Raw genomic sequence first — 19,435 nt, forward strand, 5'->3', positions numbered from 1 at the left:
CCGAGGAATGAATCGAGCGATGAGCCTGAACGACCAGTGGATGCAGCGTGACCTGAAAGTGCTCTGGCACCCCTGCACGCAAATGAAGGACCACGAGCACTTGCCCCTGGTGCCAATCAAACGCGGCGAAGGGGTGTGGCTGGAAGACTTCGACGGCAAACGCTATCTGGATGCCGTCAGCTCCTGGTGGGTCAATGTGTTCGGCCACGCCAACCCGCGGATCAACCAGCGCATCAAGGATCAGGTTGATCAGCTCGAGCACGTGATCCTCGCCGGTTTCAGCCATCAACCGGTGATCGAGTTGTCCGAGCGCCTGGTCAAGCTGACGCCCGCAGGCCTGGACCGGGTGTTCTACGCCGACAACGGCTCATCCTGCATCGAAGTCGCGCTGAAGATGAGCTTTCACTACTGGCTCAACGTCGGCCAGCCGACGAAAAAGCGCTTCGTCACCCTGTCCAACAGCTACCACGGTGAAACCATCGCGGCCATGTCGGTGGGCGATGTGGCGCTGTTTACCGATACCTACAGGGCGCTGCTGCTCGATACCCTCAAGGTGCCCAGCCCAGATTGCTACCACCGCCCCGAGGGCATCAGCTGGGAAGACCATTCACGCGCCATGTTCGCCCATATGGAGCAGTGCCTGGCCGAGCACAGCCATGAAGTCGCGGCGGTCATCGTCGAGCCGCTGATCCAGGGCGCCGGCGGCATGCGCATGTATCACCCGATCTACCTCAGACTGCTGCGCGAAGCCTGCGACCGCTATGGCGTGCACCTGATCCATGACGAGATCGCCGTCGGCTTTGGCCGCACCGGGACGATGTTCGCTTGCGAGCAGGCCGGCATCCGCCCGGACTTTCTCTGCCTGTCGAAAGCCCTGACCGGCGGCTATCTACCGCTGGCGGCGTGCCTGACCACCAACGAGGTGTACCAGGCGTTCTATGACGACTACTCGACCCTGCGCGCCTTCCTCCATTCGCACAGCTACACCGGTAACCCGCTGGCCTGCGCGGCGGCCCTGGCGACCCTGGATATCTTCGAACAGGACAATGTGATCGAAGCCAACAAGGCCCTGGCCACGCGGATGGCCAGCGCCACCGCGCACCTGGCCGAGCACCCGCATGTCGCCGAAGTGCGCCAGACCGGCATGGCCCTGGCCATCGAGATGGTGCAGGACAAGGCCAGTAAAACCGCCTACCCCTGGCAGGAGCGTCGCGGCCTCAAGGTGTTCCAGCACGCCCTGGAACGCGGCGCGCTGCTGCGGCCACTGGGTAGCGTGGTGTATTTCCTGCCGCCTTATGTGATCAGCCCCGAGCAGATCGACTTCCTCGCCGAGGTGGCCAGCGAAGGCATCGATATCGCCACCCGCACCTCGGTCAGTGTGGCGCAAGGCAATGCCAACTACCCGGGCTTTCGCGATCCGGGCTAAGCGTTCCGAGCTTGCCGGCTGTATGCGGCACGCCTGAGGCGTTAAGCTTGCCGCCTCAACTGTGCCGCTGCAGCGATCAATCCATGCGCCTTTCTCGTTTCTTTATCGATGCCCCACTCGCCCTCGGCCAGCATGAGCTGCCGGAAGCCCAGGCCCACTATATCGGCCGCGTGCTGCGGCATACCGTGGGCGATGCGGTGCAATTGTTCGACGGCAGCGGCCAGGAGTTTCTTGGTGAGCTGATCGAGGTGGGCAAGAAGAACGTGCGCGTTGAACTGCGCGAAACCTTTGCCGGTCAGGCAGAGTCACCGCTGCATATTCACCTGGGCCAGGGCCTGTCACGCGGCGAGCGGATGGACTGGGCGATTCAGAAAGCCAGCGAACTGGGCGCCAACGAGATCAGCCTGATCGTCAGCGAGCGCTGCGAAGTGCGCCTCAAGGATGAACGCGCCGACAAGCGCATGGCGCACTGGCGGCAAGTGGCGATCAGCGCCTGCGAGCAATGCGGCCGCTCGGTGCTGCCGATCATTCACCCGCCCATCAGCCTGAACGAATGGCTGGGGCAGGTTACCGCCGAGCTGAAGCTGGTGCTGCACCCGGTCGCAGAGCCCTGGGCCAGTCACCCACCGCCTAAATCCCTGGCCTTTCTGATCGGCCCTGAAGGCGGCTTGAGCGACAACGAAGTCGCCCAGGCCAAGACCCAAGGTTTCCACGCCGCCCGCCTCGGCCCGCGCGTGCTGCGCACGGAGACCGCACCGGTGGTGGCGCTGAGCGTGGCGCAACAGTTGTGGGGCGATTTCTAAATAAGTTTCCGCACAAGAAAAAGCCCGCAAACGCGGGCTTTTTCGTACGGTAGCGGTCAGATCAATCCGGCATCCGCCAGCTTCTGCTCCAAGCCGATCAGGTCCGGAATCTTCAGCACCGCCTCACCAAACTGCACCGCATCCAGCTCCAGCGGCGACAGGGCGACATCGGCGCGTACCAGCTCGGCACCGACCTTGATCGAGCGTGGGATACCCTGTAGCAGCACGGCAATAAACTTCACCGCCGGGCGACCACCGAGAGCGTTGATCACCGCCACGCGAGCGCCCGGGCTGACGCTGGCCTGGCCATCCGAAGCGGCCTCGAACGACAACAGCGGCAAGCGCAAATCACGCCAGGCAATCTGCCCGAGGAACCAGCTGGGCATGCCTGCGCTGAGTTGCGGCACGCGGTAAGGGATCAATTCGGCAACCGCCACGTTAGGCAGCAGCAGCGTGCGGTCAGTCAGCGGCACCAGCAGGCCGGTCAGGCTGTTGACGCTGCTCTGCGGGACGACGGCTTGGCTCATAAAAATTTCCTGTACAGGGCACGAGCCCGGATTAACGGCACTGCTCGGCCAGATGATTGACCAAGGCTTCGGCCAGCTGGCGCGGATCTCCGCTATGGCTGCTATAGCCAGCTTCACGCAGGCTGTCCGGCATACTCGGGCAGATGCAGCTGTCGCCACGCTGGGTCCAGATCAGACCACCCTGACGGCGCACGTAGGCGGCCGCGGCACTGCCGTCACTGCCCATGCCACTGAAGGCAATTACACCGCTCAACGCACCGAAATGCTGGGCCAGATTAAGCATCATCTGGTCGATCGATGGGCTGTAGGGCTCCGGCCAGCCGCGCTCGGCTATCTGCATCTGACCGTCATCGCTGAAGCCTAGCTCATGACTGATCGGTACCACCACCACTTCACCGCAGCGTACCGGATCGCCGTGACGAGCCGGATTGACATGCCACTGGCTGTGGCGGCCGACTGCTTGCGGCAGTGCACTCTCGAAACTCGCATCGATATGCTGGGCATACACAAACCCTACCGGTAGGCCGCCCGGCAAGGCATCGAGAAAGGTTTTTACCGCCGCAGGACCGCCCAGGGAGGCTGCCAGCAACCACACCTGACGCGCCGGCTCACCGGCTACCAGTGGGGTATCCGCCAGCGCTGCCGGCAGATCCAGACGCGATGGGCGCTGCGCTTCCGCCAGCAACGCTTCCAGACTCGGGCCGACCGCCTGCGAGGGATCGCCGACCAGCTTCTTCAGCTTGCCAAATAGGCGGCGCTCCCAGCGCGGGTAGTTTTCCGAATGACGCTCGGGGGCGTGACCTTCGCCAAACAGCACCGGCGCTGAGGCACTTTCCATCAGGCTGTCGACCAGCGGCAGGTCTTCCGACTGGGCCAGGTCAACCAGCCACAGGTCGGTTTCGCAGGCGTTCAGGGTTTCCTGATCGAGGCGCGCCGGGTCGCTGTTCATCACCACCTGGTAGCCGCTACCGGTCAACGCCTGCTGCAGCACATGGCGCTGCAGCGAGGTATCGGCAATCACCGCGATGCGGGCTGCAGTTTTCTCAGTCATTGCGATTTACCGGGTGGCGACCCACCAGTTGCTGAATGGTTTCGAGCAACAAGGACTCCTGGTAAGGCTTACCCAGGTACTCGTTGACGCCGATGCTCATGGCCCGCTCACGGTGTTTTTCACCGGTACGCGAGGTGATCATGATGATCGGCAGGTCTTTCAGGCCTTCATCGTGGCGCACCAGGGTGGCCACTTCGAAGCCGTCCATGCGGGGCATTTCGATGTCCAGCAGCATGATGTCGGGCTTGCGCTCTTGCAGCTGCGAGATCGCATCGACACCGTCCTTGGCGGTCAGCACGTTCATGCCGTTACGCTCGAGCAGGCGACTGGTGACCTTGCGCACGGTGACCGAATCGTCGACCACCATGACCAGGGTCGGCCGGTCGGCTTCGATCTCTGCCGCCGTCGCCGATTGTTTGAGCAGGCGCGGCGTCAGCTGGGTAAGCAGATGCGCGTGCAGCACGCGGATGGTCGCCAGCAGGTCGAGAATCACCACCACGCGACCGTCACCGAGAATGGTCGCACCGGAAATCCCGTGCACCCCGGCGAACTGCGGGCCGAGGCTCTTCACCACGATTTCCCGCGAACCCGCCAGGCTATCGACTTGTACGGCCACGGCGTGTTCCTTGGAGCGCACCAGAATTACCGGCAGCGGCAGGCTCTGACCGACCAGCTTGGGTTGCTGGCCGTTATTCAACAGGTCGCCCAGGTAGCGCAGCTCATAGCTCTGCCCGGCGTACTCGAAGCGCGGCGCATCGGGCGCGTAGTAGGCTTCCAGTTCGTACGGGGAGACCCGCACGATACCTTCGATGGTGTTCAGCGGGATGGCGTACAGGTCTTCCCCCGACAGCACCATCAGCGCGCGGTTGACCGATACGGTAAACGGCAGACGAATGGTAAAGGTGGTGCCGGTGCCGGGGATCGACTCGATGCTCATCGAGCCGCCGAGCTGCTTGACCTCGGAGTGGACCACGTCCATACCCACGCCACGCCCGGAAATTTGCGTCACCTTCTCGGCGGTGGAGAAACCGGCCTCGAGAATAAATTGCAGCACTTCGTAGTCAGTCAGGTCCGAGTCGGCGTCCATCAAGCCGCGCTCAATGGCCTTGCGCTTGACCGCTTCCAGACGAATGCCGCCGCCGTCATCGGCCAGGGTCAGGACGATATCACCACCCTCGCGGCCCAGTGCCAGACGAATGGTGCCCTGCGCAGGCTTGCCGGCCGCGCGGCGTACCTCGGCAGCCTCGATGCCGTGGTCGACGGCGTTGCGCAACATATGCTCCAGCGGCGCGACGATACGTTCGAGTACGGTACGGTCCATCTCGCCATCGGCATTACCGACGACGAACTCGACCTGCTTGCCCAGCTCACCGGAAATCTGCCGCACAATGCGGCGCAGACGCGGCACCAGCCGGTCGAATGGCACCATGCGCGTACGCATCAGGCCTTCCTGCAGCTCGGAGTTGACCCGCGCCTGTTGCAGCAACAGGGTTTCCGCATCGCGGTTACGCGCAGCCAGGGTTTCCTTCAGGTCGAGCAAGTCGGACGCGGACTCGAACAGTGCCCGCGAGAGCTGCTGCAACTGCGAGTGACGGTCCATTTCCAGCGGATCGAAATCTTCATAGCCCATACGCTCGGCTTCAGCCTCAATACGGCTGAGGATCTGTGCCTGAGTTTCGGTATCGAGGCGGCGCAACTGGTCGCGCACGCGGTCGATGGTGGCTTCCATTTCACTCAGGGTGAAACCGAAGTCACTCACCTGCTGTTCAACACGACCACGGAAAATCGAGGTTTCACCGGCCAGGTTGACCAGACCTTCGAGCAATTCGGCCGGCACCTTGACCAGTTCCTGCGGCGCACGACGGGAGGCGGCTTCCTGCGCAGCTTCCTCGGCACGCCGCACGAACGGCAGCACCTTGGCCACCAGTGCCTTGGCCGGCATGGCACTGGCCGCAATAATCGGTGCACTCAGCTCCGGCAGGCGTGGAGCGGCCTCGACCACAGGCGCCGGCGCTTGGGGACTCGCCGTATCGGCCATCAGGCTGTCATTCAGGCGCTGACGCAGCGCGTCGAGCTCCTGCTGCAAACCTTCGAAACCCGACTGCACATCGACAAACAGACTCTGCGTCCACGGCGCGCCCTGGGCTTGCGCTTCGGTCAGGTGCTGTTCGAGGCTGTGGGTCAGATCACCCAGGCGCTTCTGTCCGGCCAGGCGCGCACCACCTTTGAGGGTGTGCAGGATGCGCAGCATATCGTCGATGGCGGCACCGTCTTCACGGTCAGCCTCCCAACGGCCGAGCGCCACCTCCATGGCTTCCAGCAGGTCGTCACCTTCCTCGAGGAAGATATCGAGGATGTCCGACTCTGCATCGTCATCCTGCTCGGCGGCGGCAGCCTTGAGGGCCACCGCAAAGGGTATGCTCAGTTGCTCATCCGGGTTGGCGCGAAAGCGCTTGATGGTTTCGATCAGTGCATCGCCGCTCGGTACGCCGCGTCTGTCGCGTACCGCTTCAAGCATCTCGGCCAGGCTGTCGTGACAGGCCTGGAGCAGGGTGAACAGGTTCTGGCTGGCGCGCAAACGCCCTTGACCAAGGCCTTCGTAGAGGAATTCCAGCTCGTGGGCCAGGTCACCGATTTCGCGGATCTCGGCCATGCGTGCGCCACCTTTGAGGGTGTGCAGGTCGCGCTGCAGCGACTCCAGCTCCAGGCTGTTATTGACGTCGCCCATCCAGCGTTGCAACGCCGCACCGGCGCTGTCGATGATGTCGAAACCTTCCTCAAGGAAGATTTCCACCAGTTCTGGATCGCGATCGTCGTCAAGTACGGCAGGTGCCGCAACAGTCAACGGTGCGGGCTCGGGCTCAATATCGGGGACTGGCGAAAATTCGACTTCGTTTTCAGCAGCAGACTCGAGCAGTGCTGGCTCGTCGAACTCCAGCGCGGGTAATTCGAACTCGTCGCCCACCAGTGCTTCAGGTGCCAGTGGTTCCTGCGGCGTATCGACCAGGCTGCCAAAGTCGATCTCTTCTTCAATCTCCGGCAGTTCAGCAGGCTCAGGCTCTGCCAGCTCCAGCGACTCGATCAGCGGCAAGGCTTCGGCTTCGGCTTCGGCTTCGGCTTCGGCTTCGGCTTCGGCTTCGGCAACAGGCTCGGAGAGAGCTGGAGCCACTGGCAAGCTTTGTCCACCACTCTGACGGAAGCTGCGAATGGCTTCGATCAGTTGCAGCGGCGAATGCATGGCGGCGCGCGCCTGCAGCTGTTCCAGCAGTTGCGCCAGGGCGTCATGGCTTTGTTGCAGCAGGCTCGCCAGTGGGTGCGAGAAGCTGTAACGCCGATCGACCAGGCCTTCGTACAAGGATTCGAGCTCATGGGCGAGATCGCCAATCGGACGAATCTCGGCCATGCGTGCGCCACCCTTGAGGGTGTGTAGATCACGTTGCAGCGACGACAGCGCGGCTTTGTTGTCCGTGTCGGCCAACCAGCGCTCCAGCGCCTGACCGGCACTTTCCAGAATATCGACCGCCTCTTCGAGGAAGATCGACACCATTTCTTCATCGAGGGATTCATACAGCGAAGCAGCAGGTGCCTCGACCAACGGCTCGCTGACGGCCTCAACAATAAGCGCAGGCAGCTCTTCAACATCCGGCACGTCGAGTTCAAGCGCCTCGATCAGCTCATCCGACTCGCTCAGGCTGACTTCTTCCAGTGCGGCAGTGGCGTCGGCCAGCTCGACAATCTCGATACCGGCGGCACCGTTGTTGGACAGCAGAGCCAGGGTGTTGGGGTCCAGCGCCTCGTCCAGCAGCTTGCGCAGCGCGCTCACTCGCTGCGGCGCGCCACTGACCTGCAGGCCGGCGGCGACCTGATCCATCATGCCGATCAGCGCTTCGTGGGCCTGCTCGGCTTCGCTGAAGAAGCGCTCGCTGACCGCCAGGCGGCCTTCTTCGACCGCACCATAGAGGTCGAGCAGGGCTTCGCAGAGTTCATCGATCTGCGGTAGCTCGGCCATCTCGGCGCCACGGCCAAGGGTGGTCAACTCATCCAGCAGGGAGCTCAGTTCCTGGCGCTCGGACGGGTGCTCGCGCCACTTGCGCAGCAGGTCTTCGGCATCCAGCAGGATATCCATGCCTTCGGCGAGGAAAATGCTGAGCATCTGCGGATCGCGTTTCTCGCCCTGATCGCTCTGCCGGCTGTTTTCGGCGTGCTCGAGGCGGTCACTGTGCAGCTTCTGCACGCGCTCAAGGAACTCGGCAGCCCCCGGTAGAACCGCCAGTGGCTGGCTTTCCAGCTGCTCAAGGCCCAGGCGGAAGAGTTTCTCGGCGCGGCTCAGCAGCTCCGCTTCGGCCAGGTCCATGGGGATCAGGTTGGCTTTGAATTCCTTGACCAGCTTCTCCAGTGGCGAAGCAATCTCGGCCACCGGCTGAATACCGGCCATCGAGGCGCTGCCCTTGAGGGTGTGCAGGGCCCGTTGCAGGTCATCAGTCACCGGCTGCGGCAGTTCCTGGGCACAGTCCGCCAGGAAGCCAACCAGGGTATCGAGGTGCATCTCGGCTTCGTTGCGAAAAATCTCCAGCAACTGCGGGTCTAGCCCGTCGTCAACCTCAACCCCTACGGCGGTAGCGACTGGGCTGCCCTCGGGCTCCGCTACCAGCTCAACCGGGGCTTGCGGTTTTGCGAGGCTTCGACCTTTGGCCAGGGCGTGCGCCGTCGCGGCCAGATGGTCCACATCGTCACGCTGACGTTGCGCTTTACTGGCGAATTCATCGACCAGGGCCGGCATCAGCGCAACCACATCGGTGATCACCTGCTGCACCTCGGCACCCGGCTGAATGCTACGATCCAGCACGCGGTTGAGCAGGTTTTCAATTGACCAGCCCAGCTCACCGATAATCAAGGCGCGCACCATGCGGCCACTGCCCTTGAGGGTGTGGAAGGCCCGCCGGATTTCGCTTAAGGCATCCTTGTTGTCGGTGTCGGCGCACCACTGCGGGAAGTACTCGCCAATGGTTTCCAGTACTTCACCGACTTCTTCGATAAAGACTTCCAGCAGCTCTTCATCGATGGGCTCTTCATCCGCCGGTGGTGGCAGCAGGCTTGGCGGTACATCGTGAGCGGGCGGGTTGATCGCCTGCACCGGAGCGGCCATCACGTCGGCCATCGACAGGGCTTTCTCGGCGGCAGGTTGCGCGGGCTCTTCGCTCAGCGGCGCGCTGGGCAGTTCAACCTCGGGCAACTCGAGCGCAGCCAGCTCGGCCTCGTTCCAGTTGGCCGGGCTGTCGCTTTCGTCCAGCTCAAAGCTGTCGAGTTGCAGCTCTTCGCCAGCAAACGGCTGTTCTTGTTGAGCTTCAGCCAGCGGCAGGGGCTCGGCGTCGGCCAGGTCGATACTGAAATCGATCAGTTCAAGATCAGCAGCCGGTGCTTCAGTCACCCACTCAGCTTCGCTGGATGGCGATTCAATCGCCGTCGAATCCAGATCGGCAAACTCGGCACTGAAGTCGTCCGCCAGATCCAGGCTCAAGGGTTCTTCGACAATCGGCTCCAGGCTCGGCTCGATCTCGGCCGGTTGCTCCGGTTCTACGCTGAGCACGTCCATATCGTCCAGCGGATCGGCCAGCGGCGCGAAGGATTCTACCGGCGGCTCGCCGCGGTCGAGAATCGATGGTTTTTCTTTCAGCGGATAGCCCAGGCTTTCCAGGCTTTCCTCGGCCACGTCGAGAATCAGGTCGCCCTGGGTCGCATGGTCTTCAGCCAAACGTTCGAGGTAGTACTCGACGCTGGTGATGGCGTCCGCCAGGGTGTCGAGATTTTGCCAGTTGGGCACGGCCTTGCGCGCCAGCAGCTGTTCCTGGATATAACGATTGCAGGCATTCAGCAGGTCAGCTGCGCGTTGCAGCGGAATCATCGCCAGGCCGCCACGCACCTGCGTCAGCAACTCGGGCACGCGGGCCAGGTGTTCGTGGTTCCACTGCGAGGCGATAAATTCGATGATCGCGTCTTTGGCCTGCTCCAGGCCGTTGCGCGCTTCCTTGATCACCAACTGATGAATCTGCGCCACATCGGTGGTCGGCAGATGACTTTCTTCACGCCCGCCATCCTGCGCAGGGCCGACCATGCCGGCCAGGGTAGCTTCGACGTACAACAGCGCGCCGGCAACATCCATCAGCACCGCATCGCTCGGCTCGCCCTGGCCCTTGGCCAGACCGTTGACTACATCGAGCTGGTCGGCAATGACTTTGCGCGGCTGACCGAACCCCAGCACCGCGAGGGTGTCGGCAATCTGCTTGAGCGGTGCGGCGAGCGCATCCAGATCGGCGACCTGGGTACGGTCGCTGCGCACGAACAGATCGAGGCTGTCCTTGACCCGCACCAGCTCTTCACACAGCGCAGCGACCACCGAACGCATGGCGTCGCGGTCCGGGCCGGCCAGGCGGGCGCGCTCTTCGTCGACCACGTCGTTGTCTGGCAGTGCGTCGTCGAGGCGGTATTGCTCCTTCAGTCCGCGCACACGCGGTGACTGCGCCGACGACTTGGCCACATAGAACAGCAGGTTCTTGCTCAGCTCGTCGGGGGCGGCCTGGTTAAGACCATCGGCGCCTTGTTCGAGCAGGCGCTTGAGCTCCTTATCAACCTGACGCAGCAACGTCCGCACCGACGAGCCGTTGGCGACGCTGCCGTTGGCCAGCCCTTCGACCACGCCCGAGGCGATCTGCCACAGCGGGCCGAGCGGTGAATCCTTGCAGAGGTTTTCCAGCCGCGCGAACACCCGCGCCATATAGCCCAGGTTGGTCGGCAAGTCCTGGTTGCGGATTACCCCGACCAGGGCCATTTGCAGCATCTGCCGCAGTTTGCGCAGCAACACCGGCAGCTCGGCGGTGCGTAGTTGGTCAATGCTTTCATGGGACAGCGCGGGCGTGCGGCCGGACATATCCGGGGCAAACAGGCTGGTTTCCGACAGTAATTTTTCGCCACGCGCAGCGCGCAGGTCATTGAGCAGGGGCAACACGACCATCGGCAGGTCGCGGCGGGCGGTCTGGATGCGATCAAGGTAGACCGGCAGCTGCAGAATCGACTGCATCAGCACTTCCAGGGCTTCACCCTGGTTGGTCACCCGGCCGTCGATCATGGCGCCGGCCAGCTGTTCCATTTCCTCAGCCAGCAGCGCCGCACCGAAAAACTCGACCATCTGCAAGGTGCCGAGGACCTGATGCACATAGGTCTGGCAGAAACGCATGCGCGTAGCGTCCTGGGGGTTCTCGACGAACGCCTCCAGCGCCTGACGCGCCTGTTTCAGGGTTTCCGCGATCTCGCCCTTAACCCATTCCAGGGCGACATAATCGTGCCGATCACCCATAGCCACTCCACTCATAAACTTGGCTCTGCCTTATCCCTTGCGGGTAAACGCCAGCACTCGCTCGTCGGCTACCGGGATCAACTCCGGATGCTGCCAACCCGCCACCTCGCCCACTCCCACCACCAGCAGACCACCCGGTGCCAGGCGCTCGGCCAGGCGGTTGAGGATCTCGCGGCGACGCCAGCGACGAAAATAGATCAACAAGTTCTGACAAAAAATAACGTCCATACCGGACATCGGTGCCTTGGCCAGCTCCAGCACATTGAGCCGGGCGCAACACACGCGCGCGGCCAGATTCGGCACCACTTTGAAACGTCCATCGTCCTGGGCCAAGAAGTAACGCTGGCACAGATCGGCATCTATCTGCTCAAGACGTCGAGCACCATACTGGCCATCGCGCGCCTTGCTTAGGGCATTCAGGCTGATATCGGTGCCGGTTACCCCGAAATGATCCGGATGCTCACTGTCACGCAGGACCTCGGCCGCGCTGATCGCCATTGAGTACGGCTCTTCACCGCTGGCACAGCCCACGCTCCACAGCTCCCATGGCTGCGTCAGGCCCCGTTGCAGGCGTTCACGCAAATAGCTTTCCAGCACCTCAAAAGACGGGCGATGACGAAAGAAACGGGTTTCCTGCACGGTCAGCCGATCCAGCAGGGTCGACCACTCCACCGCACCGCGGGGACCATCGGTGACCTGCCGGTAATACGTGGCGTAATCCATTACGCCCAGCTCGCGCATCCGCGCACTCAGATTGGTTTGCAGAAACGCCCGCCGCCGTTCATTGAGAACGACCCCGGTACGCTCCTCAAGCAGCGTCTGCCAGTCACGAAACTCTGTGGCTGTCATATCTGCCAGGGGTTGCAAGGCCCAGACGCCTGACTGCATGTCGTGCCCCTCGCTCACGGCCATAGTCCTTATGCAACGGGCCTTTCAGCCCGCCGCACAGCGACGTTTTAAGCCTGTTCCCCACCCGGCAAGGTAAAGCCGGATACCGACTTACGCATCTCACTGGCCATCTTGGCCAGGTTACCAATGCTCTTGGCAGTAGCGGTGGTACCGGAGGAGGTTTGCGAGGTGATTTCCTGGATCACGTTCATCGTGTTGGAAATATGGCCCGCCGACGAAGCCTGTTGGCGCGCAGCGTTGGAGATGTTCTGGATCAAGGCCGCAAGGGTCTTGGATACCTTCTCGATCTCTTCCAGTGCCACCCCGGCGTCCTGCGCCAGACGAGCACCGCGCACCACTTCGGAAGTCGTTTGCTCCATCGAGATAACGGCTTCGTTGGTGTCGGTCTGAATCGTCTTAACCAGCGCCTCAATCTGCTTGGTTGCCGCAGAAGAACGCTCTGCGAGGCGTTGTACTTCGTCCGCTACCACGGCGAAGCCGCGGCCCGCATCACCAGCCATGGAGGCCTGGATCGCGGCGTTCAGGGCGAGGATGTTGGTCTGGTCAGCAATGTCGTTAATCAGACTAACGATGTCACCGATCTCCTGGGACGATTCACCGAGGCGTTTAATCCGCTTCGAGGTGTCCTGGATCTGCTCTCGGATGTTATCCATGCCGGTGATGGTGTTGTGCACCACCTCATTACCCTTGTTGGCGATGGCTACCGAGCGCTCCGCTACCGCGGAGGACTCCGAGGCGTTCGCCGATACCTGGTCAATCGACACGGCCATTTCGTTGATCGCCGCAGAAGCACCGGCAATTTCCTGGGCCTGGTGCTCGGAGGCCTCGGCCAGGTGCATCGCCGTGGCCTGGGTTTCCTGGGCCGCACCGGCTACCTGAACGGCGGTCAGGTTGATGGTGGCTACCAGGTCGCGCAGCTGGTCGATGGAGTAGTTGATGGAGTCAGCGATGGCACCGGTGAAATCCTCGGTTACCGTCGCAGCTACGGTCAAGTCACCGTCGGCGAGGTCGGCGATTTCGTCGAGCAGTCGCAGAATCGCCGCCTGGTTACGTTCGTTTTTCTCGGCGGTGGACGCCAGACGACGGTTGGTCTCGCGCACCATCACCAGGCCGATGAGAATGATCGAACCCAGTGCCAGAGCACCGAGCACATAGCCGATCAGGGTGTTGATGGCGCGGCCAGTGGCCAGGTCATCAAAACCGACCGCCAGCTCAGAAGCCTTGTCCAACAGGGTCTGTGAAACACTGAAGATCGCATTAGCCGATTCACGCACCTGGAACAGTTCAGGCGAAGTTTCGAGAATCTCGTCCACCGAACCGGAGACGAATTCGAACAGTTCGGAAATTTCCGCCAGACGCTCGAGAGCTTCTTCGTCGCTTACCTGGGCGATTTCCATGGCGGCGTTGCCTTCGAGCATCGCACTCAATACACGACCGAACAGGCTGGCGTCGCGGCCGAACATGTCCGCAGCCTGCACCGAGTCCTGGTCACCGGCCAGTACCTTGTTGACCGAACCGAGGATACGTTCTGCCAGCAAGGATTGCCGCTGGGCAACCGAGACCTGAGCCGCCGGCGCGCCGCTTTCCAGCAGAATGTCGACCACTTCTTCGTACTCGACCTGCAGCTGCGGGATGGTTTCCGCCAAGGTCGCGGCTACTTGGTGCAGCGACAGTACGGTCTGTTCGTTGGCCAGGATGGCGTCGGTGTTCTGTCGTAGGGTATCCCAGTCCTGCTGCACCACAGCGATCTGTGACTGCAGGGATTCCGGCGCTGCGGGCAGCCCGGTCTCCTCGTTGCCGTCGGTCAGATAACCCCAGCGCGCCTGGAAGTCGTTGCGCGCATCGCGCAGCAAGCCGAAGGCCTCGGCCGTACCGGCCGCCGCTTCGGTGGAGTTTTTCGCGATACGCTGGGACAGTACGCGCAGTTCACCGGCGTGGCCGATGTACTCCGTGTCATAGTTGGATTGGGTGTTGATGTAGGCGAAGTTGGCGAACAACAGCACGATCGAAACGATCAGGACAATAAACAGCCCTGCGATCAATGTGCTACTGCGCGCACCTGCTAACAAATTACCTGCATTTAGTTTTTTCATTTACTGGCCCCCGCCTGGACCGACCGCACTACGGTTCCCATGTAACGCCAAAAGGCCGGCAATGCCGACCCCACCGATAAACTGTTAATACGCCACGTCGAGAAAACCCGGGTTCTGGGCCAGCGCGTGTGGGCTGAACACCAACCAGGGCTGTTCACGTTGAAAGACTCCGTGGATAAAGGGTGCTATGGACGCCTCAAGCGGCGGCAGCTGCTCGGAGAAGGTGTCCACAGGAAAATGCTGCATGCCGAAGACTTCATCGACCGTCAGGCCGGCAAAGACTTCTTGGTGATCAACCACCAACACCCGGCGTTTCTTGCGCAATGGCGACAGCTCATTGCCGAAGAAACCGCACAGATCCATTACCGGCAGCAAGCGGCCACGCACGTTGGCCACGCCCTTGACCCAGGTCTTCACGCCGGGCAACAAGGTATGGCGCGGCTCATGCAGCACCTCGCCCACCTCGCCCATGGGCGCGACGAAGAAACGCTCACCCATACGGAAACCGATACCGCTCCAGGTCTGCACGACCGCTTGCTGCGAAGGCAAGCCAGCCGCCAGCGCACGACAGAGCCGGTCGATATCCAGAAGGGTTTGAAAAGGTGTTTGCGCGTCCGGCATGCCAGCTGTGGCCTTATTCTTTTTTAATTGCGGACTAACTCGGTATTAGCCAGCCAATACCGCATTCAAGGTTTTAATCAGGGTGTCTTCATCTACCGGCTTGGTCAGGTAATCCTTGGCCCCCTGACGCTTACCCCAGACCTTATCGGTCTCCTGATCCTTGGTGGTGACGATGATCACCGGGATATGGCTGGTGTCCGCATCCTTGGTCAATTGACGGGTGGCTTGAAAGCCATTCAGGCCCGGCATGACGATATCCATCAGCACTGCATCCGGTTTTTCCTGGCGAGCCAGGGCGACGCCGTCGGCACCATTTTCCGCTTTGAGTACCTGATGGCCGTGCTTTTCCAGCATGGCGGTCAGTTTGTACATTTCAGTCGGCGAGTCATCAACAATCAGAATTCGAGCCATGCTGTTTCCTAATACTTTTAAAAGGCGCTCAGCTGTTCAGCCGTGCGTCAGGACGCTTGTTCCACCGGTACAAAGTCAGGCACATGAGCCTTGATCGCCCCGAGCAGCTCTTCTTTGCTGAAGGGCTTGGTCAGGTATTGATCAGAGCCGACAATGCGGCCCTTGGCCTTATCGAACAGACCGTCTTTGGAAGACAGCATGATCACCGGGGTGGATTTAAAAGCGCTGTTGTTCTTGATCAAGGCACAGGTCTGATAGCCATCGAGCCGCGGCATCATAATGTCGACAAAGATGATGTTCGGATGGGTATCGGCGATCTTTGCCAAAGCATCGAAGCCGTCAACTGCGGTAATTACCTCGCAGCCCACCTTTTTCAGCAGGGTTTCCGCGGTACGACGAATCGTTTTCGAATCGTCGATCACCATCACCCTCAAACCCTCGGAATGCTGTTCCATGTTTGCCCTACCATCGCCTCGGTGAGTCGTTATTTTTGCGTTATATCAGTGCGCCTGAGGCCCTGTCACCGATGGGCTACAAGCCAATCGTCGGGCCTTTTTAGCACACTCTCCAGATGCAATCTATAAGCCGCAGGGGGTCAAGGTTTTTCCTTGACCCCCTGGCTTGTCAGCGCCACCCTGACGCCACATCACGTCTTAGCACACTTTAATCGCTGCCTTTTTACGGAGAACACCGCCATGAGCGTCCGCCTCGGCATTGTCATGGACCCCATTGCCCAGATCGCCTTCAAGAAGGACAGCTCGCTGGCCATGTTGCTGGCCGCCCAAGCGCGTGGCTGGACGCTCTTCTATATGGAGCAGAAAGACCTTTACCAAGCCAAGGGCGAAGCCCGCGCTCGGCTGTCAGAGCTTAGCGTATACAACGACCCACAGCGCTGGTTCGAGCTGGGTAGCGAGCAGGATATTGCGCTAAGTGAGCTGGACGTGATCCTGATGCGCAAGGATCCGCCCTTCGATAACGAGTTTGTCTACTCCACCTACCTGCTGGAGCAAGCCGAGCAAGCGGGTGTTCTGCTGGTCAACCGCCCGCAAAGCCTGCGCGACTGTAATGAAAAGTACTTTGCCACCCAGTTCAGCCAATACACGCCGCCGACTGTGGTGAGCCGTAGGGCGGACATTCTGCGCGAGTTTGCCAAAGAGCAGCGTGACATCATTCTCAAACCCCTCGATGGCATGGGCGGATCGATGATATTTCGTCATCGCGAAGGCGATCCCAACCTTTCCGTGATTCTCGAGACCCTGACCAACCATGGCCAGCAGCAGATCATGGCCCAGGGTTACCTGCCGGCGATCAAGGATGGCGACAAGCGCATCCTGATGATCGACGGCGAACCCGTGCCGTACTGCCTGGCGCGTATCCCGGCAGCCGGGGAGACCCGTGGCAACCTGGCCGCCGGCGGTCGCGGCGAAGCCCGCCCGCTGAGCGAACGTGATCGCGAGATCGCCGCCGCCGTTGGCCCGACCCTGCGCGAAAAAGGCCTGCTATTCGTCGGCCTGGACGTGATCGGCGAGCACCTGACCGAGATCAACGTCACCAGCCCGACCTGCATCCGCGAGATCGACGCGGCCTTCGATACGCGTATTGGCGAACGCCTGATGGACAAGATTGCCGAGAAGCTCAATGCGCGCAGTGCTTCATAGACTTTTCTATGCGCCCTCGGCAGACTGCGCGGCAACCTGAGCAGACCCGAAATGCGATGAACGCAGCCGCCCACCCCCCTGAACTTTCCAGCGCCGGCGTACAGCCGGCGGACCGCCTGGGCTTTACCCTGTTCCTCGCCGCCGTGTTGCATGCCGCATTGATCCTCGGCCTGGGCTTTACCCTGGCCGAGCCGAGCCAAATCAGCAAAACCCTGGAAATCACCCTCTCCACCTTTAAAAGCCAAGAAAAGCCTAAAGAGGCCGATTTTCTCGCCCAAGACAACCAGCAAGGCAGCGGCACTCTAGAACACAAGGCCGCGCCGAAAACCACCGAGCAAGCGCTGTTTCAGGACAGCGAAGTCAAGCGCATCACCCCGCCCGCCTCGCCGCAACAGCCCGCCGTGCGCCAGCAAGCGCCCAAGGCCGCCGTCGCCACCCGCACCCCGCAACAGCAGAAAACCCCAGTCAAACGCGAAGAAGCCAAGCCGACGGCGCAAGCCCGGCCAGCACCAGTGTTCGACAGTGCACAGCTATCCTCGGAAATTGCCAGCCTGGAGGCCGAACTGGCCTTGGAAGTACAGCAATACGCCAAACGACCGAAGATCCACCGCCTCAACGCCGCCTCGACCATGCGCGACAAAGGTGCCTGGTATAAGGATGAATGGCGCAAGAAGGTCGAGCGCATTGGCAACCTCAACTATCCGGATGAAGCGCGCCGCCAGGGCATCTACGGCAGCCTGCGCCTGCTGGTATCGATCAACCGCGACGGCACCCTGTATGAAGTGCAGGTGCTGGAGTCCTCTGGTCAGCGCACGCTCGACCAGGCCGCCCTGCGCATCGTGCGCCTGGCCGCGCCGTTTGCACCCTTTACCGGCGACCTGGCCGATGTCGACCGTCTGGAAATCATCCGCACCTGGCGCTTCGAGCGTGGCGACCGCCTGTCGAGCAACTGATCAGACCGACTTTTACCCGGCGATGGCGCGTCGCGCTTGAAGCCAATGGCCTGAAGCCTGAAACTAACGCCCATGAAAGACGCCAGCCCCAGCTACCTCAAGCACCACTTCCTGATTGCCATGCCGCACATGGCCGATCCGCATTTCGCGCAGACCGTCACCTACCTGATCGACCATAACGAGTTCGGCGCCATGGGCCTGGTGATCAACAAGCCCAACGGCCTCAGCCTGGCGGACGTACTCGAACAGCTGCGCCCGGATGAAGAACCGCCCGCGCTGTGCCAGAGCCTGCCGATCTTTAGCGGCGGCCCGGTGCAGACCGATCGCGGTTTTGTCCTGCACCCCAGCGGCCCGCAGTTTCAGGCCACCCTGGAACTGGGCGAGCTGGGCCTGTCGACCTCCCAGGACGTGCTGTTCGCCATTGCCGATGGCAGCGGCCCGGAGAAATACCTGATCACCCTCGGTTACGCCGGCTGGGAAGCCGGGCAGCTGGAAGCCGAGCTGGCCGACAACGCCTGGCTGACCTGCCCGGCCGATAACGCCATTCTCTTCGATTTGCCCTTCGACCAACGCCTGAACGCCGCCGCCGCGCGCCTGGGGGTCAATCTCAGCCTGCTCACCTCGCAAGCCGGGCACGCCTGATGACCGAGGCGAAGGCAAAACCGCTGCGCCTGCTGCTGGGCTTCGATTACGGCAGCAAACAGATCGGCGTGGCGGTCGGCCAAGTGATCACCGGCCAGGCCCGCGAGCTGTGCATCCTTAAGGCGCAGAACGGGGTGCCGGATTGGCAGAAAGTCGAAGCGCTGATCAAGGAATGGCAGCCGGACGCCATCGTTGTCGGCCTGCCGCTGAACATGGACGGCACAAAAAGCGAGATGAGCGACCGCGCCGAGAAATTCGCCCGCCGCCTTAACGGCCGCTTCAACTTGCCCGTGCACACCCACGACGAACGCCTGACCACCTATGAAGCCAAGGGCCAGCGCCTGCAGCTGGGACAGAACAGCGGCTACCGCGAGCGTCCGGTCGACGCCCTCGCCGCAGCTTTGCTGTTGCAAGGCTGGCTTGAAGAAAATTGCCTGGGCTGAGGCCCGCTTAGCTTGCATCTGGAGTGTTGCCATGAGTTTACCCAACCCGGCCGAACTGCTGCCGCAGATGGCCGCCGCCCTGACCGGCCACCTGAACCAGCGGCAGATCGGCGAACCGCGCTTTATCGGCATCCGCACCGGCGGCGTCTGGGTCGCCCAGGCCCTGCTCGAAGCCCTGGGCCGCGACGATGCGCTGGGTATTCTCGATGTGTCCTTTTACCGTGACGACTTCACCCAGAACGGCCTGCACCCACAGGTGCAACCGTCCGAGCTGCCGTTCGAGATCGAAGGCCAGCACCTGGTGCTGATCGACGACGTGCTGATGAGCGGCCGCACCATCCGCGCCGCCCTCAACGAGCTGTTCGATTACGGCCGCCCGGCCAGCGTGACCCTGGTCAGCCTGCTCGACCTGAACGCCCGTGAGCTGCCGATCCGCCCGGACGTGGTCGGTGCGACCCTGTCGCTGGGCGGCGAGCAGCGGGTAAAATTGTCCGGCCCCACGCCGCTGACCCTCGAACTCCAGACGCTTGCCCACTGAGACTCGCCA

15 protein-coding genes are annotated in these 19,435 nt (G+C 61.9%); 7 read left to right on the forward strand and 8 right to left on the reverse strand.

The window, feature by feature from the left end; all coding sequences use genetic code 11:
* Positions 1-19 precede the first annotated feature (19 nt).
* Positions 20-1,426: an adenosylmethionine--8-amino-7-oxononanoate transaminase gene (locus WA145_RS13970; RefSeq protein ID WP_422582157.1), complete on the forward strand. Its 1,407-nt coding sequence runs from the start codon at positions 20-22 to the stop codon at positions 1,424-1,426.
* A gap of 83 nt (positions 1,427-1,509) precedes the next feature.
* Positions 1,510-2,229, forward strand: coding sequence for a 16S rRNA (uracil(1498)-N(3))-methyltransferase (locus tag WA145_RS13975; protein ID WP_422582158.1), 720 nt, complete (start codon positions 1,510-1,512; stop codon positions 2,227-2,229).
* A gap of 56 nt (positions 2,230-2,285) precedes the next feature.
* Here the strand turns inward: WA145_RS13975 and WA145_RS13980 are convergent, their stop codons facing one another.
* From WA145_RS13980 to pilG, 8 genes are all read right to left on the reverse strand, one after another.
* A complete protein-coding gene (locus WA145_RS13980) occupies positions 2,286-2,756 on the reverse strand; it encodes a chemotaxis protein CheW (RefSeq protein ID WP_422582159.1) in 471 nt (156 codons plus the stop codon).
* A 31-nt stretch (positions 2,757-2,787) separates the two neighbouring features.
* Complete coding sequence (locus tag WA145_RS13985; protein ID WP_422582160.1) at positions 2,788-3,807, reverse strand: chemotaxis protein CheB; 1,020 nt, start codon at positions 3,805-3,807, stop codon at positions 2,788-2,790.
* Complete coding sequence (locus tag WA145_RS13990) at positions 3,800-11,158, reverse strand: Hpt domain-containing protein (RefSeq protein ID WP_422582161.1); 7,359 nt, start codon at positions 11,156-11,158, stop codon at positions 3,800-3,802. Before WA145_RS13990 ends, WA145_RS13985 begins: the two co-directional genes overlap by 8 nt.
* A gap of 30 nt (positions 11,159-11,188) precedes the next feature.
* A complete protein-coding gene (locus WA145_RS13995; RefSeq protein WP_422582225.1) occupies positions 11,189-12,046 on the reverse strand; it encodes a protein-glutamate O-methyltransferase in 858 nt (285 codons plus the stop codon).
* Positions 12,047-12,114: 68 nt separating this feature from the next.
* On the reverse strand, positions 12,115-14,160 hold the full coding sequence (locus tag WA145_RS14000; RefSeq protein WP_422582162.1) for a methyl-accepting chemotaxis protein: 2,046 nt from the start codon (positions 14,158-14,160) through the stop codon (positions 12,115-12,117).
* Between the two features lie 84 nt (positions 14,161-14,244).
* Positions 14,245-14,781: a chemotaxis protein CheW gene (locus tag WA145_RS14005; RefSeq protein WP_422582163.1), complete on the reverse strand. Its 537-nt coding sequence runs from the start codon at positions 14,779-14,781 to the stop codon at positions 14,245-14,247.
* Between the two features lie 45 nt (positions 14,782-14,826).
* Positions 14,827-15,192 (reverse strand): twitching motility response regulator PilH, encoded by a 366-nt coding sequence (pilH, locus tag WA145_RS14010; protein ID WP_422582164.1) that lies wholly within the window; start codon positions 15,190-15,192, stop codon positions 14,827-14,829.
* Positions 15,193-15,239: 47 nt separating this feature from the next.
* On the reverse strand, positions 15,240-15,647 hold the full coding sequence (pilG, locus tag WA145_RS14015; RefSeq protein ID WP_160012893.1) for a twitching motility response regulator PilG: 408 nt from the start codon (positions 15,645-15,647) through the stop codon (positions 15,240-15,242).
* A gap of 240 nt (positions 15,648-15,887) precedes the next feature.
* On the opposite strand from pilG, the gene gshB reads away from it, so the two are divergent.
* From gshB to pyrR, 5 genes are all read left to right on the forward strand, one after another.
* Positions 15,888-16,850: a glutathione synthase gene (gene gshB / locus WA145_RS14020; protein ID WP_422582165.1), complete on the forward strand. Its 963-nt coding sequence runs from the start codon at positions 15,888-15,890 to the stop codon at positions 16,848-16,850.
* 56 nt (positions 16,851-16,906) lie between these two features.
* Positions 16,907-17,803 (forward strand): TonB family protein, encoded by an 897-nt coding sequence (locus WA145_RS14025; protein WP_422582166.1) that lies wholly within the window; start codon positions 16,907-16,909, stop codon positions 17,801-17,803.
* Between the two features lie 72 nt (positions 17,804-17,875).
* Positions 17,876-18,445, forward strand: a complete 570-nt coding sequence (locus WA145_RS14030) for a YqgE/AlgH family protein (protein ID WP_422582167.1) — start codon at positions 17,876-17,878, stop codon at positions 18,443-18,445.
* On the forward strand, positions 18,445-18,888 hold the full coding sequence (gene ruvX / locus WA145_RS14035) for a Holliday junction resolvase RuvX (protein ID WP_422582168.1): 444 nt from the start codon (positions 18,445-18,447) through the stop codon (positions 18,886-18,888). Before WA145_RS14030 ends, ruvX begins: the two co-directional genes overlap by 1 nt.
* Positions 18,889-18,919: 31 nt before the next feature.
* On the forward strand, positions 18,920-19,426 hold the full coding sequence (pyrR, locus tag WA145_RS14040) for a bifunctional pyr operon transcriptional regulator/uracil phosphoribosyltransferase PyrR (protein ID WP_422582169.1): 507 nt from the start codon (positions 18,920-18,922) through the stop codon (positions 19,424-19,426).
* The last annotated feature ends 9 nt before the right edge of the window (positions 19,427-19,435 follow it).

The sequence above is a fragment of the Pseudomonas sp. genome, assembly GCF_049301935.1.
Classification (GTDB): Bacteria; Pseudomonadota; Gammaproteobacteria; order Pseudomonadales; family Pseudomonadaceae; genus Aquipseudomonas.